General features: G+C 64.8%; 19 protein-coding genes. 8 read left to right on the top strand and 11 right to left on the bottom strand.

Annotation, left to right across the window (positions count from 1 at the left end; translation table 11 throughout):
- Nucleotides 1-9 precede the first annotated feature (9 nt).
- The 8 genes from fusA to CLU86_RS19685 all read right to left on the bottom strand — a co-directional run bounded on the left by fusA (nt 10) and on the right by CLU86_RS19685 (nt 7433).
- The gene (gene fusA / locus CLU86_RS19720) at nt 10-2112 is read right to left on the bottom strand and encodes an elongation factor G (RefSeq protein ID WP_099657582.1); all 2103 of its coding nucleotides are present in this window, start codon (nt 2110-2112) and stop codon (nt 10-12) included.
- A 150-nt stretch (nt 2113-2262) separates the two neighbouring features.
- The gene (rpsG, locus tag CLU86_RS19715) at nt 2263-2736 is read right to left on the bottom strand and encodes a 30S ribosomal protein S7 (protein WP_005798541.1); all 474 of its coding nucleotides are present in this window, start codon (nt 2734-2736) and stop codon (nt 2263-2265) included.
- A gap of 173 nt (nt 2737-2909) precedes the next feature.
- Nucleotides 2910-3287 (bottom strand): 30S ribosomal protein S12, encoded by a 378-nt coding sequence (gene rpsL / locus CLU86_RS19710; RefSeq protein WP_008905797.1) that lies wholly within the window; start codon nt 3285-3287, stop codon nt 2910-2912.
- A gap of 164 nt (nt 3288-3451) precedes the next feature.
- Nucleotides 3452-4624, bottom strand: coding sequence for a D-alanyl-D-alanine carboxypeptidase family protein (locus CLU86_RS19705; protein WP_099657581.1), 1173 nt, complete (start codon nt 4622-4624; stop codon nt 3452-3454).
- A gap of 162 nt (nt 4625-4786) precedes the next feature.
- The gene (locus CLU86_RS19700) at nt 4787-5440 is read right to left on the bottom strand and encodes an alpha/beta hydrolase (protein WP_099742819.1); all 654 of its coding nucleotides are present in this window, start codon (nt 5438-5440) and stop codon (nt 4787-4789) included.
- A 76-nt stretch (nt 5441-5516) separates the two neighbouring features.
- Complete coding sequence (locus CLU86_RS19695; protein WP_099742818.1) at nt 5517-5879, bottom strand: ferredoxin; 363 nt, start codon at nt 5877-5879, stop codon at nt 5517-5519.
- Nucleotides 5880-5888: 9 nt separating this feature from the next.
- Nucleotides 5889-6986, bottom strand: coding sequence for a VanZ family protein (locus CLU86_RS19690; protein WP_099742817.1), 1098 nt, complete (start codon nt 6984-6986; stop codon nt 5889-5891).
- An 18-nt stretch (nt 6987-7004) separates the two neighbouring features.
- Nucleotides 7005-7433: a CopD family protein gene (locus tag CLU86_RS19685; RefSeq protein ID WP_099742816.1), complete on the bottom strand. Its 429-nt coding sequence runs from the start codon at nt 7431-7433 to the stop codon at nt 7005-7007.
- 400 nt (nt 7434-7833) lie between these two features.
- Between CLU86_RS19685 and hemB the strand changes: the two genes are divergently transcribed.
- From hemB to CLU86_RS23220, 4 genes are all read left to right on the top strand, one after another.
- Nucleotides 7834-8841, top strand: coding sequence for a porphobilinogen synthase (gene hemB / locus CLU86_RS19680; protein WP_099742815.1), 1008 nt, complete (start codon nt 7834-7836; stop codon nt 8839-8841).
- Between the two features lie 60 nt (nt 8842-8901).
- Nucleotides 8902-10038, top strand: coding sequence for a magnesium transporter CorA family protein (locus CLU86_RS19675; RefSeq protein ID WP_099742814.1), 1137 nt, complete (start codon nt 8902-8904; stop codon nt 10036-10038).
- Between the two features lie 108 nt (nt 10039-10146).
- Nucleotides 10147-10923, top strand: a complete 777-nt coding sequence (locus CLU86_RS19670) for a glutamine amidotransferase (protein WP_099742813.1) — start codon at nt 10147-10149, stop codon at nt 10921-10923.
- A 256-nt stretch (nt 10924-11179) separates the two neighbouring features.
- A complete protein-coding gene (locus CLU86_RS23220; protein ID WP_199175156.1) occupies nt 11180-12721 on the top strand; it encodes a methyl-accepting chemotaxis protein in 1542 nt (513 codons plus the stop codon).
- Nucleotides 12722-12758: 37 nt separating this feature from the next.
- Here the strand turns inward: CLU86_RS23220 and CLU86_RS19660 are convergent, their stop codons facing one another.
- From CLU86_RS19660 to CLU86_RS19650, 3 genes are all read right to left on the bottom strand, one after another.
- The gene (locus tag CLU86_RS19660) at nt 12759-13352 is read right to left on the bottom strand and encodes a chalcone isomerase family protein (protein WP_099657572.1); all 594 of its coding nucleotides are present in this window, start codon (nt 13350-13352) and stop codon (nt 12759-12761) included.
- A gap of 172 nt (nt 13353-13524) precedes the next feature.
- Entirely contained in the window at nt 13525-14376 is an 852-nt protein-coding gene (locus CLU86_RS19655; protein ID WP_369803878.1) for an amidohydrolase family protein, read from the bottom strand.
- A gap of 163 nt (nt 14377-14539) precedes the next feature.
- Nucleotides 14540-15229, bottom strand: a complete 690-nt coding sequence (locus CLU86_RS19650; protein ID WP_099742810.1) for a dienelactone hydrolase family protein — start codon at nt 15227-15229, stop codon at nt 14540-14542.
- Between the two features lie 54 nt (nt 15230-15283).
- On the opposite strand from CLU86_RS19650, the gene CLU86_RS19645 reads away from it, so the two are divergent.
- From CLU86_RS19645 to creC, 4 genes are all read left to right on the top strand, one after another.
- Nucleotides 15284-16030: an SDR family oxidoreductase gene (locus tag CLU86_RS19645; protein ID WP_099742809.1), complete on the top strand. Its 747-nt coding sequence runs from the start codon at nt 15284-15286 to the stop codon at nt 16028-16030.
- Between the two features lie 101 nt (nt 16031-16131).
- Nucleotides 16132-16767 (top strand): MarC family protein, encoded by a 636-nt coding sequence (locus CLU86_RS19640; protein WP_099657568.1) that lies wholly within the window; start codon nt 16132-16134, stop codon nt 16765-16767.
- Between the two features lie 6 nt (nt 16768-16773).
- Nucleotides 16774-17481, top strand: coding sequence for a winged helix-turn-helix domain-containing protein (locus CLU86_RS19635; protein ID WP_099742808.1), 708 nt, complete (start codon nt 16774-16776; stop codon nt 17479-17481).
- A 173-nt stretch (nt 17482-17654) separates the two neighbouring features.
- A complete protein-coding gene (gene creC, locus CLU86_RS19630) occupies nt 17655-19100 on the top strand; it encodes a two-component system sensor histidine kinase CreC (protein WP_099742807.1) in 1446 nt (481 codons plus the stop codon).
- The last annotated feature ends 16 nt before the right edge of the window (nt 19101-19116 follow it).

The raw sequence follows: 19116 nt of genomic DNA, 5'->3' as shown, positions 1-19116 counted from the left end.
GCCCAGAACTTACTTGGCGCGCGAAGCCATGATGGCTTCAGACACATTGCGAGGGGCTTCGCTGTAGTGCTTGAATTCCATCGAGTACGTGGCGCGACCTTGGGTTGCGGAACGCAGCGAAGTCGAGTAGCCAAACATTTCAGACAGCGGCACTTCAGCACGAATGGCCTTGCCACCGCCTGGGATGTCGTCCATGCCTTGCACCATGCCACGGCGGCTGGACAAGTCACCCATCACGGTACCGGCGTAGTCTTCAGGTGTTTCCACTTCCACGGCCATCATGGGCTCCAGGATCACGGGATTGGCCTTGCGGCAACCTTCCTTGAAACCGAAGATGGCAGCCATCTTGAACGCCAGTTCGTTCGAGTCCACATCGTGGTACGAGCCGAAGTGCAGCGTGACCTTGACGTCCACCACAGGGTAGCCAGCCAACACACCTTGCGTGACGGCTTCGTTGAAGCCCTTTTCCACCGCAGGGATGAATTCGCGAGGAACCACACCGCCCTTGATGGCGTCGACGAATTCGTTGCCCTTGCCGGCTTCGTTCGGCTCGATCTTGAGCACGACGTGGCCGTACTGACCCTTACCGCCGGACTGGCGCACGAACTTGCCTTCGGCTTCTTCCACCGTCTTGCGAATGGTTTCGCGGTAGGCCACTTGGGGCTTGCCCACGTTGGCTTCCACGCCGAATTCACGCTTCATGCGGTCCACGATGATTTCCAGATGGAGCTCGCCCATCCCGGCAATCAGGGTCTGACCGGATTCTTCGTCGGTCTTCACACGGAAGGATGGATCTTCAGCAGCCAGACGCTGCAGAGCGATACCCATCTTTTCCTGGTCAGCCTTGGTCTTGGGTTCCACAGCCTGTGTGATCACAGGCTCAGGGAACACCATGCGCTCCAGAATCAGCGGCGAATCGATGTCGCTCAGTGTTTCACCCGTGGTGACGTCCTTCAAACCCACGCAAGCAGCGATGTCACCGGCGCGAATTTCTTCGACTTCCTGGCGTTCGTTTGCATGCATTTGCACGATCCGGCCGATACGCTCTTTCTTGCCCTTGATCGGGTTGTAGACGGTGTCGCCCTTGGAGAGCACGCCCGAGTACACACGCACGAACGTCAACTGACCCACAAACGGGTCGGTCATCAGCTTGAACGCCAGCGCAGAGAACTTCTCGTTATCGTCCGCCTTGCGGGTCACTGGCTTTTCGTCTTCATCGGTACCCGTCACGTCAGGAATGTCCGTCGGTGCTGGCAGGTAGTCGATCACGGCGTCCAGCATGCGCTGCACACCCTTGTTCTTGAAGGCGGTGCCGCAGAGCATGGGGTGGATTTCAGTCGCGATCGTGCGGGTGCGCAGACCTTGCTTGATTTCCGCTTCGCTCAAGTCACCCTCTTCGAGGTACTTGTTCATCAGCTCTTCAGAGGCTTCAGCAGCAGCTTCCACCATCTTTTCACGCCATTCCTTGGCGGATTCGAGCAGGTCAGCCGGGATTTCTTCGTAGCTGAACTTCATGCCTTGCGACGCTTCGTCCCACAGGATGGCCTTCATCTTCAGCAGATCGACCACGCCAGTGAACTTGTCTTCAGCGCCAATTGGGATCACCACGGGCACAGGGTTGGCCTTCAGGCGCAACTTCATTTGCTCGTAGACCTTGAAGAAGTTGGCACCGGTACGGTCCATCTTGTTCACAAAGGCCAAACGAGGCACCTTGTACTTGTTGGCTTGGCGCCAAACGGTTTCCGACTGGGGCTGCACGCCACCCACAGCGCAGTACACCATGCAAGCGCCGTCCAGCACGCGCATGGAACGCTCCACTTCGATCGTGAAGTCCACGTGGCCGGGGGTGTCGATGATATTGAAGCGGTGCTCTTCGTAAGAGTTGTCCATGCCCTTCCAGAAGCAGGTCGTGGCAGCGGACGTGATCGTGATGCCGCGCTCTTGTTCCTGCTCCATCCAGTCCATGGTGGCAGCGCCATCGTGCACTTCACCAATCTTGTGGCTCACGCCTGTGTAGAACAGGATACGTTCGGTGGTCGTGGTCTTGCCAGCGTCAATGTGGGCCGAGATACCGATATTGCGGTAGCGCTCGATGGGAGTCTTGCGAGCCATGGTGGATCCTTGGATGGGTCGTGTTATTCGGGGGACAGGGCAGCCATTGTGGCGCTGCATCCCGTCAATTTTGTGACCGCCTCAATCGCCACAAGGCTGCAGGCAAAAATGCCGGCAGCCTTGCGCTTGACGACGAAGCGACTCGTCGATTTAGAAGCGGAAGTGGCTGAATGCCTTGTTGGCTTCGGCCATGCGGTGCACTTCGTCACGCTTCTTCATGGCGCCGCCACGGCCTTCGGTGGCCTCGAGCAGCTCATTGGCCAGGCGTTGGGCCATCGACTTTTCACCGCGCTTGCGGGCGGCTTCCTTGATCCAGCGCATGGACAGAGCCAGGCGACGGACAGGGCGCACTTCCACAGGCACTTGGTAGTTGGCACCGCCCACGCGGCGGGACTTCACTTCCACCATGGGCTTCACGTTGTTGATGGCAACGGTGAAGGCTTCCAGAGGGTCCTTATCGGGGTGCTTCTTCTCGATCAGTTCCAGGGCACCGTAAATGATGCGCTCTGCAACCGCCTTTTTGCCGCCTTCCATGATCACGTTCATGAATTTGGACAGCTCTACATTGCCGAACTTAGGATCCGGCAGGATTTCACGTTTGGGGACTTCGCGACGACGTGGCATTTTTCACCTCTATCTTTGCTTCAGTTGGCGTCTTTTCAGACACCGCGAGAGTCATTGAAACTCCCACTTACTCGACCCGCGCAGAACACCTGCGTTTGGGGTCACTACGCTGCATCTTCCGCGCCACGCGGAAAAACAGCACCGAAAATTCTTCAGACCAGAAGGGCCAGGGCTTACTTGGCCTTTGGCTTCTTCGCGCCGTACTTGGAGCGCGACTGCTTGCGGTCTTTCACGCCTTGCAAGTCGAGCGAACCGCGCACGATGTGGTAACGCACACCAGGCAAGTCCTTGACACGACCGCCGCGAACCAGCACGACGCTGTGTTCTTGCAGGTTGTGGCCTTCACCGCCGATGTAGGAGATGACCTCAAAACCGTTGGTCAGGCGCACCTTGGCGACCTTACGCAGAGCGGAGTTAGGCTTCTTAGGCGTCGTGGTGTACACACGGGTGCACACGCCACGGCGCTGTGGAGAGTTTTCCATCGCGGGGCTCTTGGACTTGGTCTTTTCGACCTCGCGCCCCTGACGGACCAGTTGATTAATGGTTGGCATGAAATACGTCCCTAAACGTGAATTTGCTTCGTGAAAGCGAAAACGTGAATCCCTTCGGAAATTCCGAAAAGCCTTCTAATGTATCAGGCTGCAGCGCGAGAGGCAAGCATTGCTTAAATTTACAGCAACCTCACACGCTGCATCGCCAAGGCAAATACCCAAGATCACTTGATCCAGAGCCGGATGGCGTCCCAGGCGCGACCCAAAATGCCCGCTTGCTCAACACCTTCCAGCGCCACCAGAGGCACTTCGGCCAGGGTTTGCTCACCCAGCATCACCTTGAGGGAGCCCACGGCCTGCCCCTTGGTAAAGGGCGCGACCAGAGGATCCGGGCGAGAGACGGCGGTCTTGATCTTGCCGGCGCTGCCTGCAGGCACGGTGACCACGATGGCGTCTGGGCGGCCGATTTTGAGCAGGTTTTCCTTGCCCTTCCAGACCTCGGGCGTGGCCACGGCGGCGTTCGCTTCAAAGAGCTTGACGGCATCAAACGCGGTGTAGCCCCAGTTCAGCAGCTTTTGGCTTTCGTTGGCACGGGCGTTTTCGCTGGCGGTGCCCAGCACGATGGACAGCAGGCGGCGCTGGCCCACGTTCGGGAAGTCGCGCTTGGCCGTGGCCACCAGGCAGTAGCCCGCGGCGGCAGTGTGACCGGTCTTCAGACCGTCCACGGTCGGGTCGCGGAACAGCAGGGTGTTGCGGTTGCTGCCGTTGGATGCAGGCGTGCCGGGGTAGCTGTACTGCTTGGTGGAGTAGTAATGCATGTACTCCGGGAAGTCCTTCATCAGGCGCATGGCCAGCACGCTCAGGTCGCGCGCCGTGGTGGTGTGGCCGGGCTCCGTCAAGCCTTCGGGGTTCTTGTAGCTCGTGCCCTTCATGCCCAGCGCCTGGGCCTGGTCGTTCATGAGCTTGACGAAGTTCTCGGCCGTGCCGCCCACGCCTTCGGCCAGAGCCATGGTGGCGTCGTTGCCGGACTGGACGATCATGCCCTTGATGAGGTCTTCCACCGGAACCTGCATCTTGGGGTCGATGAACATGCGCGAGCCGGGCATCTTCCAGGCGCGCACGCTCACGGGCAGCTTCTGGTCGAGCGTGATCTTCTTGGCGCGCAGGGCGTCAAACACCAGGTAACCCGTCATCAGCTTGGTCAGCGATGCCTGCTCCACCGGCGCGTCGATGTCCTTGGCGGCCAGCACCTGGTTGGCCGTCACGTCCACCAGCAAGTAGGTGCGCGCGGCAATTTCAGGGGGCTGGGGAGCCTGCTGCGCCAGGGCGCCAAATGCGGCGGGCGCAACGGCGGCAAACAAGGCCAGGGATCGCAGGGCGGGCAAGATTCGTTTCATGGGAAGGTCAGGGATGCGGCCAGCGGCCGATGGAAAGAAAGACAGAACCACCAACCCAGCGGCGGCGCTGTGGGCCACACGCTGCAGAAGGTGACGAGGGATGGGAGGCTGAGTCGTGTGGGGGTGAGAGGTTCCACCTGCGGCGTGCAGGCGAACCCTCTGTTACACCGCCGACTGCAGGTGCCGGACCACCAGGTTTTTGAGCAGCGGCAATTGTCCGTGAAAGAAATGACCGCCTCCGGGCACCACGGTGACGGGCAGTATTTGCGGGCGGGCCCAGTCCATCACGGCCGACAGGGCCACGGTGTCGTCGTGCTCGCCGTGCACCACCAGCGTCCGCAGGTGGGCATCGGGCGGCACCGGCGCCACCGTGAAGCGGCTGGCCGCTGTGCCCACCAGCACGGCACGGTCGATGGTGCGCTGCGGCCACAGCGTGGCCAGGGCGTGGCTGGTGACAAATGCGCCAAACGAGAAACCTGCCAACGCCAGGGGCTGCGCGCCCTCGCCTGCGGGCGCCACTTGCTCGATCACCGATAGCAGGTCTTGCAGCTCACCGCGCCCTTCGTCGTGCGCCCCCTCGGTGGCGCCCACACCACGAAAGTTGAAACGCACCGCCGTCCAGCCGCACTGGACAAAGGCACGCGCCAGGGTCTGCACCACCTTGTTGTCCATGGTGCCGCCAAACAGCGGATGGGGGTGGGCGATGACGGCCACGCCGCGCGGGGCGGCGCCGTCGGGCAGGCTGGCAGCGTCGCGGGCCACCTCGATGGCACCCGCAGCGCCTTGCAGCAGCAGGCGTTCGGTTTGAGAGTTCACTTTATGCTATTTATTTGATAGCTTCTAGCGCTTATTAAATAAGCGCTAGGCAGCAATTTCATGCAAAGACCAGGGCTCAACGCCCCAGCTCGGGCGGCACCAGCAAGCGCTCGACCACCTGGCCGTTTTTGAGGTGCGATTCCACGATCTCATCGATGTCGCTGGTATCCACAAAGGTGTACCAGGTGCCCTCGGGGTAGACCACGGCCACGGGGCCTGCGGCGCAGCGGTCCAGGCAACCCGCCTTGTTCACCCGCACCTTGCCCACGCCCGCCAGGCCTGCAGCTTTGACCTGGGCCTTGCATCGGTCAAACCCTGCCTGGGCATTGTGGTGCGCGCAGCTGTCTTCGCCGTTGGTGCGCTCGTTCAGGCAAAAGAAGATGTGGCGCTGGTAGTAACCAGGCGCAGCCGAGGTAGGGGTTGGGGTGGGTTCGCTCATGGCGGTATTTTAGGTTTGGGTGTCACGGCGCGAGACGCGCACCAGCACATACAGCAGCGTGACGTAAGGCCAGAGCCAGCCCAGCCATTGGCCCAGGCCATAAAAGCGGATGAAGCGCCCCTGCTCCCACTGCTGCAGGGTTTGCGCAAAGTACACGCTGGTCGGCGCCTGATTGAGCACCCCCAGGTGCCACACCAGCGCCACCAGCAACACGGCAGCACTGGCGCGGCGCGGCAGCATCAGCAACAGCACCGCCACCCCGGCCGCCGCCCACACGCCTACGCGCACCGGCTCGTCCAGCCAGCCCCAGGCATGCACCGGTCCCCAGCTCAGCGCGGCCGACAGCGCCGTCGCCACCACCCCCACGCCCAGGGCGGCAAAGGCAAACACGGCCCGGCGCCCCACATGGCGGATGACGCAGTACCCCAGCAGGCAAGGCACCAGCAGGCCCAGCATCACGCACAGCACCTCGCCGCCGGGCGACAGGGGTTCCAGCACGGCTTCGCGGGCGGGCAGCCATTCGAGGAAAGGGGTGTCCTCCAGCGCCAACTCCACGGCAGCCTCCAGCCGCTCCAGCACCTGCCCCAGGCCAAAAGGCACGCCCGCTGGGAACAGCAGCGCCGCAGGCCACAGGGCCAGCAGCACCAGCGCACCACGCGCATCGGACACAAACCATCGGTCGCGAAAGTGGCTCCAGCGGTCAATGGCGCCCAGGCGCTCCAGCACCGCCGCCACCAAAGCACCGACCAACGACCCCGCAGCATTGAGCACCAAATCCAGATTGGAGGGAACGCGCCGAGGCAGGTAAATCTGCAAAAACTCCATGGACAGCGACAGCAGCGTGCCCGCCAAAAAGGCCAGCCACACCGCACCCCAGGCCCAGCCGGTGCGCAACAGCGCCAGTGCCAGCAAAAAGCCCAGCGGGGCGTAACCGATCAGGTTGGAGGTGACGTCAAACCCTGTCCAGTACGGCGGCGGCAAGGGCGCCATGAGGAACACCCAAGGCTCCAGCCCCTGGGCACGCCAGCCGGAGAAGGGGAACAGGCTGGCAAAAACGATCAAGGCGACATAACTGGTCGCCAAAGGCCAGGCAGAGGTCTTGTGCACGTGGGCGGCCCCGTCCCGTCAGAAAGGCTTGACCACCACCAGCACCACGGCGATCAACAGCAGCAGCACCGGCGCCTCGTTGAACCAGCGAAACCACCGATGGCTGCGGCGGCTGGTGCCATCGGCCAGCTTGCGCAACAACACGGCGCAGCTGTGGTGGTAGCCGATCACCAAGGCCACCACGGTCAACTTGGCGTGCATCCAGCCGTTGCCAGGACCCCGCCCGATGCCGTAACCCAGCCACAGCCACAGCCCCAGGGCCAACGCGGGCACCGCCAGCAGGGTGGTAAAGCGCAAAAGCTTGCGCGCCATCAACAAGAGGCGATCACGCTCGGCGGCCGAGCCGGGCGCCACCATTGCCAAATTGACAAAAATGCGCGGCAGATAGAACAAGCCCGCAAACCAGCTGGCCACGAACACGATGTGAAAGGCTTTTACCCAGAGCATGGGCGCAGTTTAAGCGCGCCACCGAGCGTCCTGCGCCAAAGCAGAGGTAAAGCCCCTGAAAGGCCACCCACAGCGGACACGATGCCTGTGCGCTGCAGAGTGGCTGCCCCGAAACCGCACTAACCCGCCAACCGCAGCGGGCAAAAAAAAGCCCGGCACATGGCCGGGCTGAGAAGCCTTGACTGCGCGTAGCAATCGAAGGCCCCGCTCAGGGAGGAAAAAGCGGGAGGCAGAGGGCTGCCCGGGATCAAATTTATCATTAATGACAAACCGTTACAAGCGTATGCAATTAGTTGCATAAATCAGTAGGGTTATTTGTGGCGCCCCCCCCGCCCTCGGGGCCGCGTGGTGACAGGCCAGGGCCCCCAGGGCGTTGGCGAGATAGGGCACAATTTTCCCCATGCACCTCCAGACCCCCGCCCCCTTCCCGCAAAACCGCCCCCGCCGCCTGCGCCGCGACGCTTTCACGCGCCGCCTGGTGCGCGAAAACACGGTGTCGGTCAACGACCTGATCTACCCCGTGTTCGTGCACGAAGGCACGCAGCAGCGCGAGGCCGTGGCGTCCATGCCCGGCGTGGACCGGCTGAGCCTGGACCTGCTGCTGCCCGTGGCCGAAGACTGCGTGAAGCTAGGCATCCCGGTGATGGCACTCTTCCCGGCCATTGACCCGTCGCTCAAGACCCCCGACGGGCAAGAAGCGCGCAACCCCGACGGCCTGATCCCGCGCGTGGTGCGGGCGCTGAAGAAAGAATTCCCCGACCTGGGCGTGATGACCGACGTGGCGCTGGACCCCTACACCAGCCACGGGCAGGACGGCGTGCTGGACGACACCGGCTACATCATCAATGACCAGACGGTCGAAATCCTCACCGCCCAGGCCATCACACATGCCGAAGCGGGCGTGGACATCGTCGCCCCCAGCGACATGATGGACGGCCGCATTGGCGCCATCCGCGAGGCGCTGGAGGTGCAGGGCCACATCCACACCCGCATCATGGCCTACAGCGCCAAGTACGCCAGCGCCTTCTACGGCCCCTTCCGCGACGCGGTGGGCACCCGCGGCGCCCTGGGCAAGGCCGACAAGAACGTCTACCAGATGGACCCCGGCAACAGCGACGAAGCCCTGCGCGAAGTGGCGCTGGACATTGCCGAAGGCGCCGACATGGTGATGGTGAAACCCGGCATGCCTTACCTGGACATCGTGCGTCGGGTGAAGGACGAGTTCCGCGTGCCCACCTTCGCCTACCAGGTCAGCGGCGAATACGCCATGATCAAGGCCGCCGCGCAAAACGGCTGGCTCGACCACGACGCGGTGATGATGGAAAGCCTGCTGGCCTTCAAGCGCGCGGGTGCCGATGGCGTGCTGACCTATTTTGCCCGCGACGCAGCACGTTTGCTATCGAAATAATAGCTGCTAGCGCTTATTGAATAAGCGCTGCGTGCCATTTCCACCTTCACCCACTCCCGCATGCGCATCTTCCACATCCACAGCAGCGGCGTGACCGAGCTGCCCGAGCTGCCCGCCCAGGCCCCCGCCCAGGGCTTTCTGTGGATTGCCGTGGCCCGCCAGGCCTTTCAGGCGCGCCTGCTGGAGATCCAGAGCGCCCTGCAAAACCTGGTGGGGCTGCAGCTGGTGGACTTGCACGTGTCGGACCTGCTGAACGCGCAACTGCCCTCGCACTACGACTACACCTCGCAGTACGACCTGCTGGTGTTTCGCCGCCTGGCCACGGCCAGCGCCGGCATCGATGCCGAAGACGCCAGCCAAGCCACGCCGCCCCGCAAGCCCACCGGCCCGCTGGTGCTGCGGCGCCTGGACACCAGCCCCGTGGGCTTTGCGGTGTTTGACCACGTGCTGCTCACGGTGCACCCCAGCGACTGCACCGTGCGCGAGGCCTATGCGGGCAAGCTGCTGGCCACCGCGCCCGGCGCCCCCGCAGAGCAGCGCGAAGGCCGCGCCAACCCCCTCCCCGGCTCGCGCCTGCCCGCCAGCCCCGCCGACCTGATGCTGCGCGTGGTCAACCTGATGGTGGACGGCTACCTGGACCTGCGCCGTGAGCTGACGCGCCAGCTCGACCACTGGCAGACCGAGCTGCTCAGGCCCCGGGCCCGGCATGTCAATTGGAGCTCGCTGCTGGATGCGCGCCTGTCGCTGCACCAGCTCGATGAAATCTGCGAAGACCAGCGCAGCGCCGTGCAAGACTGGATCGATGCGCTGGAGACCTGGGCCCAGCCTGACACGCCCACAGGGCAGCGCGAGCTGGACCTGCTCAAGGTGCGCAGCCGCGACGTGCTGGAGCACATCGAGCGCGTGGTGCACCACGTGCGCCGGCTGGAGCAAAGCACCGAAACCGCCGTGCAGATGCACTTTTCGGTGCAGGGCAACCGCACCAACGACATCATGCGCACCCTCACGGCGCTCACGGCCGTGTTCCTGCCGCTGAACCTGATCGCGGGCATCTTTGGCATGAACTTCGAGTTCATCCCCCTCATCCACAAAGCCGACGGCTTCTGGTGGGCCATGGGCGCCATGGCGTCCATTGCGCTGGCACTGGTCTTGCTGTTCTGGCGCAAGCGCTACCTGGCACGCACCGGCCACGCCTGAGCCCCATGCAACGAAGGGGTGTGGGCCACCCCTGCCAGCGCCCCCAAGCGAGCAGCACGGCCACCTGGCTGCGCGGCCCCGCCCCACTGTTCAACGCCCACCGCATCCATGCCCACATCCGCCCCTCGCCCGATCCTGATCGTCAAGACCGGCGACACCCTCGACACCCTGCGCCCCAACATTGGCGACTTTGAGCACTGGATCGAAACCGGGCTGACCGCAGGCGCTGGCGAGGGTTCCGGCGACAAGGCCGACCCAGCGAACGCACACCAGCCCCCGCCCATACAGGTGCTGGACGCCCGCCACGCCAGCCCCCTGCCCGGGCCTGAAACGCTGGCCGGGGTCGTCATCACCGGCAGCCACGCCATGGTGTCCGACCGCGAAGCCTGGAGCGAGGCCCTGGTGCCCTGGCTTGCCCGCCTCGTGGCCCAAGGCACGCCAGTGCTGGGCATTTGCTACGGCCACCAGTTGCTGGCCCACGCGCTGGGGGGCGAGGTGGGCTACCACCCAGGCGGGCTGGAGCTGGGCACCGTGCCCATCACCCTCACGCCCGAGGCCCAGGCCGACACCCTCTTTGCCCAACTGCCCAGCCAGTGGAACGCCCAGGTGGTGCACGCCCAGTCCGTGCGCGCCCTGCCCCCTGGGGCCGTGCGGCTGGCTGGCAACGCCCATGAGCCCCACCAGGCCTACCGCATCGGGGCCAACGCCTGGGGCGTGCAGTTCCACCCCGAATTCAGCCTGGCGGCCATGCAAGGCTATGTGCAGCACCTGGCCGCCACCCTGCCCGCCGGGCACACCCCACCCAGGGTGCAAGAGACACCCCAGGCCTGCAGCCTGCTGGGCCGGTTTGCGCAGCTGTGCGGATCAGCACCCCGCCCCCACTGAACGACGGAACATGCAAAGGTCCAACCGGTGTCACCCCATGCGCCAACGCACACACTTGCAAGATCCCGCACCAGTCCTTTCAGCATCGCCAACAGACGCTAAGTGAACCCTCACAACAACAGCCAAAGGGGAGCAGGAAACAGTTGACTTGGGTCAATGTGTATACAAGGGGGGAGTGTTGCAATTCGTAACCCAGTTACTCACTGCAACCGGTGCCAGAGGGCCTGCTCCGCAAGCAGCACAGCACCCACCTCCTATGAAATCTCTCTCGCTTGTTACCAAACTGCGCCTGATGGCCGCCGTCAGCAGCTGCGTGCTGGTCCTGATGTCAGGCTTTTTATTGATGGAAGAGTACCAACTCAACCGCAAAGGCCGGGAACGCGCAGTACAGCAAAACGTGGAAGTCGCCCATTCGGTGCTGGAGTGGGCTTACCAACTAGAAACTGCGGGCACACACAGTCGCGAGCAGGCCCAAAAGCTGGCCACCCAGGCACTGCAAGCAGCCCGCTACGCAGGCAATGAATATTTCTGGCTGCAAAGCACCAATGCACAGGTGGTGATGCATCCCTTCCGCCCCGACCTCAACGGCACCGACGGAACCAACATCAAAGACCCCGATGGCAAGGCCATCTTCATCGTATTCGCCCAACGCGCCCAGCAACCAGACGGGGGCGGTATCGTCGAATACCAATGGCCCAAACCAGGCCAAGACGCACCAGCGCCGAAAATTTCCTACGTCAAAGGTTTCAAGCCCTGGGGATGGGTCGTGGGTTCAGGCGTCTATGCAGACGATCTGCGCGCCAGTTTTCTAAGCAGCCTGACCCGTACGGCCGTTGTGATTGCCATTGCCATGGTGGTCAACCTGTTGATGGTGCGCAACGTGTACCGCTCGGTCTCACGCGGGCTGGACAAAGCCATCCGTGTCGCACGGGCCATCTCGCAGCGCGATCTGACACACACCATCACCGTCAAAGGCGATGACGAAATCAGCCAGTTGCTGGGCGCCATGAAAGGCATGTCGCAAGACTTGACCGACACCCTGCGCACCGTGCGCGATGCCACCGACCAGTTGGCCCAGGCCAGCGAGCAAATCGCCAGCGGCAACATGGACCTGAGCAGCCGCACCGAGAGCACCGCCGCCAATCTGGAGCAAACCGCTGCCAGCATGGAGCAACTGACCGGCTCCGTCACCCAAAATGCCCACGCCGCCCGCCAAGCGGCCAGCCGCGCCACCACGGCCAAAGAAGTGGCCGCACAGGGCGGGCAGGCCGTTTCGGCTGTGGTGCACACCATGAACGGCATCACAGAGTCGTCGCGCCGCATTGCCGACATCATCAGCGTCATTGACGGCATCGCCTTCCAAACCAACATCCTGGCGCTGAACGCGGCGGTGGAAGCCGCCCGCGCAGGCGAGCAGGGGCGTGGCTTTGCCGTAGTGGCCGGAGAGGTTCGCAGCTTGGCAGGCCGCTCTGCAGAAGCAGCCCGCGAAATCAAATCCCTCATCCAGGCCTCGGTAGAGCAGGTCGAGGCTGGCGCCACACAGGTGGAGACCGCCGGCAACACCATGGACCGCGTGGTGACAGCCGTGCAAGAGGTGCATGCACTGATTCAAGAAATCACCAACGCGACAGGCGAACAAAGCAACGGCATTGCCCAAGTGAACGTCGCCGTGGCGGAACTGGACCGCATGACACAGCAAAATGCCTCACTGGTGGAGGAATCTGCGGCAGCTGCCGAAAACCTGCGCGAGCAAGCCATCGCGCTGTCCGACAGCGTAAACCGCTTCCGCCTGGCCTGACATCAACGCACAGCCCCAGCCCACAGGGGCGGCTGCATCAAGGCAGCAGCGCTTCCTTGAGCTGGTGGTCCACCGGCACCTGGCCCAGCCAGATGCGCAGCACCATGCCAAAGTACTCGGCATCGCCCACGGGGGCGCCCTGAGGCTGGCCCTGGATGTAGAAGGTGGTGCCCTTGCCTGGCAGATATTCCATGGCAAAGGTTTCGCCGGGCGCCAGCTTGGGGCGGCCCGAGAAAATTTCGATCAGCCGGTTGCTGGCGGGCGTGTAGCGGCGGATCTGCTCGGCCGGTGAGTTGTTGGACAAGCCTTTGATGAAGGAGACGCCCAGGTCGGTGCCCGGGATGTCACGCTGGGCCACAAAGTTCAGCCGCACCGGCCCTGGCAGCGCCAGCAACTCTTCCAGAGTCTTGACCTTGCGGGGCGTGTACAGGGCCATGTCGTACACCTTGAACACCGTGCGGTAGCGCGTGCCCGAGCCGTTGAGCACCAGCGGCGTGCCCTGCACCGTCTGCGCGGGCTCAAACGCTGTGGCCGCGTGTGCGGCAGTTGGCGGCGCCAGGCCCAGCGCAGCCGCCAGCACCAGCCCGGCAATGGCGTGCAGCAAAGCATCGCGGCGGGGAAGGCTAGGCATGTGCGATGCGCAGCCAAGGCGGGAACGCGGTGAAAAAAGAGAAGTGTTCAAACAAAATCTCCGCGCCCAGAAACGGAGTGGGCCAGCCTGAAAATAGTAGGGCACCGGGCTTGCGCCACCCCTACAGATTCACCCTAATACGACGCAGCGGGCAGCGGGCGCAGCCAACAGCTCAGCGCCCACCCACCCCCCACAACGCCGCCGCGTTGCCCCAGGCCACACGCTGGGCCACATCGGCAGGCAGGCCGCCCAGCCAGGTGCGGTAGTCCTGCATCTGCGCTTCGTAGTGCTGCCAGCGCTGGTTGACCCAGGTGTCTGAGCCGATCACAAAGCGAGTGGGGTACTTGAGCAGCAGGGCACGCCACTCGGGGCACAGCTGGCCACCGCCACACACCAGCCCGGGGCGGTACGACAGCTCGCCCACCAGGCCGGGATAGCGGGCCAGCAGCGCATCGACGCGCGCTACCGGGGCGCCGCCAATGCCCGTGTGGGCCCAGATGAGGCGCAGCGCCTGGCCCTGGCTGGGGGTGTGCGCCATCAGCAGGTCAATCGCCACATCGTCCACATGCGCCAGCACCACCAGGCGGCGCTGCTCGGCCAGTTGCATCAGCTTGCGGGCCACGGGGCCGTTGGCGTCGGCACTGTCGTACAGGTGGAATTCGCCCAGGCCCCGGTACGGGCCCGCTGCGGTGCCGCGCGCCAGCTCGGCCAGCACCATGTCGTAGATGGATTCGTCGCGGGGCCAGCCGGTGTAGTCAGCACGGGTGCGGTACAGGCGCACAAAGGGCACCACGGCAATGCCCGCCTCGCGCATCTGCGGCAGGGCCGCCAGCGCCAGCGAGCCCGCATTGGGCCGCGAATTGGCGACGATGGCCCGCACCCCGCTGGCCTGCATGCGCGCCAGCACGTCGGCGGGCGGATGGGGGCCGGTGGTGCCGTTCCAGGCTTCTTCGTTGTAGTGCAGGTGGGCGTCGAACAGGGGGCCGGCGTAGTCGGCCGCATGGGTCAGGCTGGCAATTGCTATCAAATATATAGCTGCCAGCGCTTGATTCAAAAGCGCTAGGGGCCTAAAAGGCTTGAAGTCTCGAATGCAGCTGGCCATGGCGCCCCCCGGTTGAATGCAATGCCCACACTGCGCCACTCGGCAGAGCCACGCAGCGCGGGGGCTGCGGGCCGTGCCAGGGCGGTCAGCCCAAATGCTTGTCGAAGAACGCCAGCGTGCGGTCGCGGGCGGCCAGGGCGGCGGCCTCGTCGTAGCTGCCGCGCTGGTCGCAGTTAAAGCCGTGGTCGGCCTGGTACACATGCACTTCCACGCCGGGCTGGGTGCGGTCAAAGGCCTGCACGCTGTCCAGCGGAATCCAGTGGTCGCGCTCGCCAAAGTGGGCCAGCACAGGCACCTGCGGCTGGCGGGCGGCTTCTTCGGGGGTGGTCATGCCGCCGCCGTAGTAAGGCACGGCGGCCGACAGGCCGGTGAGCGTGCAGGCGGCGCGCCAGGTCAGCAGCCCACCCCAGCAAAAGCCCACGATGCCCACCTTGCGGCCGCTGCGCTCGGCAGCGTAGTCGATAGCGGCCTGGATATCGGGCATCACGCCGGGGGCGGGCAGGCCTTCCACAGCGGCCTTCAGGGCGATGCCCGCTTGCATGTCATCATTGGTGTAGCCCAGGTCCACACCGGGCTGCACACGGTGAAACGTCGAAGGCGCCACAGCCAGGTAGCCCCGCGCGGCAAAGCGGTCGGCCACGGCACGGATGTGGTGGTTGACCCCAAAAATCTCTTGCAACACCACGACCGCGCCCCGGGGCGGCGCATCGGGCTCGGCCACCCAGGCGGGCAGCACAAAACCATCGGCAGACTTCAAATCGACGAATTGACCCATGTTTCGCTCCTGAAAACTGTTCCAATGCGCCATTCTTGCAGGAGACAGCGTTCCATGGACAAGATCGTTTTAATCACAGGCGCCAGCCGCGGTATTGGCGCCGCCACCGCCTTGCTCGCCGCGCAGCAGGGCTGGGCCGTGGCGGTGAACTACCACGCCAATGCCGCCGCCGCGCAGGCGGTGGTGGACAGCATCGAGGCCCAGGGCGGGCGCGCCCTGGCCGTGCAGGCCGACGTGGCCCACGAAGACCAGGTGCTGGCCATGTATGCCACTGTGGACGCGCAACTGGGACGCATCACCGCGCTGGTGAACAACGCCGGCGTGGTGGACGTGACTGCCCGGGTGGACGAAATGAGCGTTGCGCGACTGCGCCGCATGTTCGACACCAACGTGATCGGCAGCATCGTCTGCGCGCGCGAGGCGGTGCGCCGCATGAGCACCTTGCACGGCGGTGCGGGCGGCTCCATCGTCAACGTCTCCAGCGCCGCATCGCGCCTGGGATCGGCCCACCAGTATGTGGACTACGCGGCCAGCAAGGGCGCCATCGACAGCTTCACCATCGGCCTGGCCCGCGAGGTGGCGGCCGAGGGCATCCGCGTGAACGCCGTGCGCCCCGGGCTGATCGAGACCGACATCCACGCCAGCGGCGGCCTGCCCGACCGGGTGCGCGACCTCTCGCACCAGGTGCCCATGCAGCGCGGCGGCACTGCCCAGGAAGTGGCGCAGGCCATCGTGTGGCTGATGTCCGACGCGTCACACTACACCACCATGTCGCTGATCGATGTGTCGGGGGGGCGGTAGTGGTACACCTCCTGAGTCGCAGGCCCTTGCGCGGGGGCGCTGGCTGGGATCGTGCCAGTGATGAATGCAGTGAATAGTGCCCAGCACAACGGAGAACTGATATGGACCTGAAACCCCTCATTACCTTGCTGGCCATCGTGAACCCGCTGGCCATCGTCCCCTTCTTCATCCACTACACGCAGGGCTTTTCTGCAGCGCAGCGGCGCAGCACCATCCGCACGGCAGCGTTTGCATCGTTCTGCGTGATTGCCGCCTGCGCGCTGCTGGGGCTGCAGATTCTGGAGTTCTTCAACATCTCGCTGCAGAGCTTTCAGGTGGGCGGGGGCATGCTGCTGCTGATCAGCGCGATGAACATGCTCAACGCCCAGCCCGCCGAAGCCAAGCCCCTGACCCACGAGCTGGAGCAAGGCGCTGAAAAAGCCGCCGCCGGCAGCAGCATCGCCGTGGTGCCGCTCACCATTCCACTGCTCACCGGCCCGGCCAGCATGTCCACCGTGGTGATTTACGCCGACCGCGCCCAAACCATCTGGCAACACGCCGCGCTGGTGGGCTACGGCGTGGTGATCGCCCTGGCCACGGCCGTGTGCTTCTCGCTGGCCGACCCCATCGCCCGCGTACTGGGCAAAACCGGCATCAACGTGATGACGCGGCTGATGGGCCTGATCCTGGCCGCCCTGGCGGTGGAAGTGATGGCCGACGGCCTGGGCAAACTCTTTCCCATACTCGTTGCCCGCTGACCGCCCATGTCCGCCCGCCTGCTGCTGCTCGAAGACGACCCCGCCATCGCCCGCACCGTGGCCTATGCGCTGGAGCGCGATGGCCTGCAGGTGACGCACTGCCTGCTGGTGCAGGACGCGCGCCAGCAAATGCAGCGCCACCCGTTTGATGTGCTGGTGCTGGACGTGGGCCTGCCCGACGGCAGCGGGCTGGACCTGCTGCGCGACGTGCGCCACGGCCAAGCGGCTGCCGCGCTGCGCCTGCGCCAGGCCACGCCCGTGCTGATGCTCAGCGCCCGGGGCGAGGAGCTGGACCGCGTGCTGGGCCTGGAGCTGGGCGCCGACGACTACCTAGCCAAGCCCTTCAGCCCCCGCGAGCTGGCCGCCCGCATCAAAGCCCTGCTGCGCCGCGCCGCCATGCCTGCGCCCGCACCGGCTGCCGTGCCCCCCACGCCCTTCATGGACGACGAGGCGGGCCAACGCATCACCCTGCACGGCCAGGCGCTGCCACTCACGCGGCGCGAATACCGGCTGCTGTCGCACCTGCTGCGGGGCGCGGGCCGCATCCACTCGCGCGACGCCCTGCTGGCCGCCGCCTGGGGCGACGACAGCGAGAGCACCGACCGCACAGTGGACACCCACATCAAAACCCTGCGCGCCAAGCTGCGCGAGCTGGACGCCAGCCGCGACTACATCAGCACGCACCGGGGCATGGGGTACTGTTTTGACTTGTGAGTGCCACACCCCTTGCCCAAGCACATCGCACACCACGCCCTGGCTTCGACAGGCTCAGCCCGAACGGATGGGGGAAGCATCTGGGCATGTCGGCCATTCAAATCAAATTGGCCTCTAGCGCTTACTAAATAAGCGCTGGCAGCTATCATTTTTATAGAAAGTCCGCGTCACCCATGCGCCTAGGCATCCGCCTGCTGTTCGCCTTCTTCCTCATCAACGGCATTGCCGCGTTCTTTGTGCTGCGCGTGTTCATGGCCGAGATCAAGCCCAGCGTGCGCGAGGTGATGGAGGACATGATGGTGGACACGGCCAACCTGCTGGCCGAGGTGGCCAGTGACGACCTGGCCAGCGGACAGCTGGCGCGCGATGCCAGCCAAAGTCGCTTTGCCCAGCGTGTGCGGCACTACGCCACGCGGCCCATCGATGCGGGCATTTGGGGGTTTTCCAAACAGTCGCTGGACTTTCGCGTGTACGTGACGGATCACTCGGGCCGCGTGCTGTTCGACTCTGAAAACCACGCGGTGGGCGCCGACTACTCGCAGTGGCGCGATGTGGCGCGCACGCTGCGCGGGGAGTATGGTGCCCGCTCCACCCGCGACGTGGAGAGCGACGACACCAGCGGCGTGATGCATGTGGCCGCGCCCATCTACGTGGACGAGCGCATTGCCGGGGTGCTGACGGTGGCCAAGCCCACGCGCACGGTCCAGCGCTTTATCGACCGGGCTGAGCGCAAGGTCTTCATGGGCGGGCTGCTGTTGCTGGCCCTGTCGGCCGCTGTGGGGGTGGGCGTGACGCTGTGGATGGTGTGGAACGTGCGCCGCCTGCGCGACTATGCCCTGAGCGTGCAAGGACCGGCCGACAGCGAACAAGGCACCCCGCCCGCCCAGCCCCTGGCGGTGCCCGAGGTGCCTGGCGAACTGGGCGACCTGGCCCGCGCCATGGACCGCATGCGCGCACGGCTGCAGGGGCGTGACTACATCGAGGGCTATGTGCGCGCCCTCACGCACGAGCTCAAGAGTCCTGTGGCCGCCATTCGCGGCGCGGGCGAGTTGCTGCAAGACGAGCTGCCCGCCGCAGACCGCGCCGCGTTTGCCACGCAAGTGGTGCAACAAAGCGAACGCCTGCAGCGGCTGATTGACCGACTGCTGGAACTGAGCAAACTGGAGCAACGCCAGCACGCCGAGGGCCGCGCCCCCGTGGCACTGCACGACTGCGCCGCCGCCGCCATCGCCCACACCCAGGGCCGCGCGGCGCAACGCGGCATGGCACTGGTGCTGAGCGGCAGGGGCCACAGCGGGCCATGGGAGGCGGAACTCATCACCCTGGCCATTGGCAACCTGCTGGACAACGCCATCGACTTTGCGCCCCCCGGCAGCACAGTGCGGGTGGAGCTGGACGGCACCACCGTGGCCGTGCAGGACGAAGGCCCCGGCGTTCCCGACTACGCGCTGCCGCGCCTGGGTGAGCGGTTTTTCACCACCGCCCGGCCGGGCGGCGAGCGCAGTGGATCAGGGCTGGGGCTGGCGATTGTGCAGCGGGTGATGGTGCTGCACGGCGGGCACATGCAGGTGCGCAACACGGCCCCGGGCTTGCGCGTGACGCTGGACCTGGGGCGCTGAGATCGGTTCCAAGCGC

The organism is Acidovorax sp. 62 (assembly GCF_002754495.1).
Lineage (GTDB): Bacteria > Pseudomonadota > Gammaproteobacteria > Burkholderiales > Burkholderiaceae_C > Acidovorax.
Note: the sequence above shows the minus strand (reverse complement) of the source record. Positions and strands in the feature narration are given on the sequence as shown.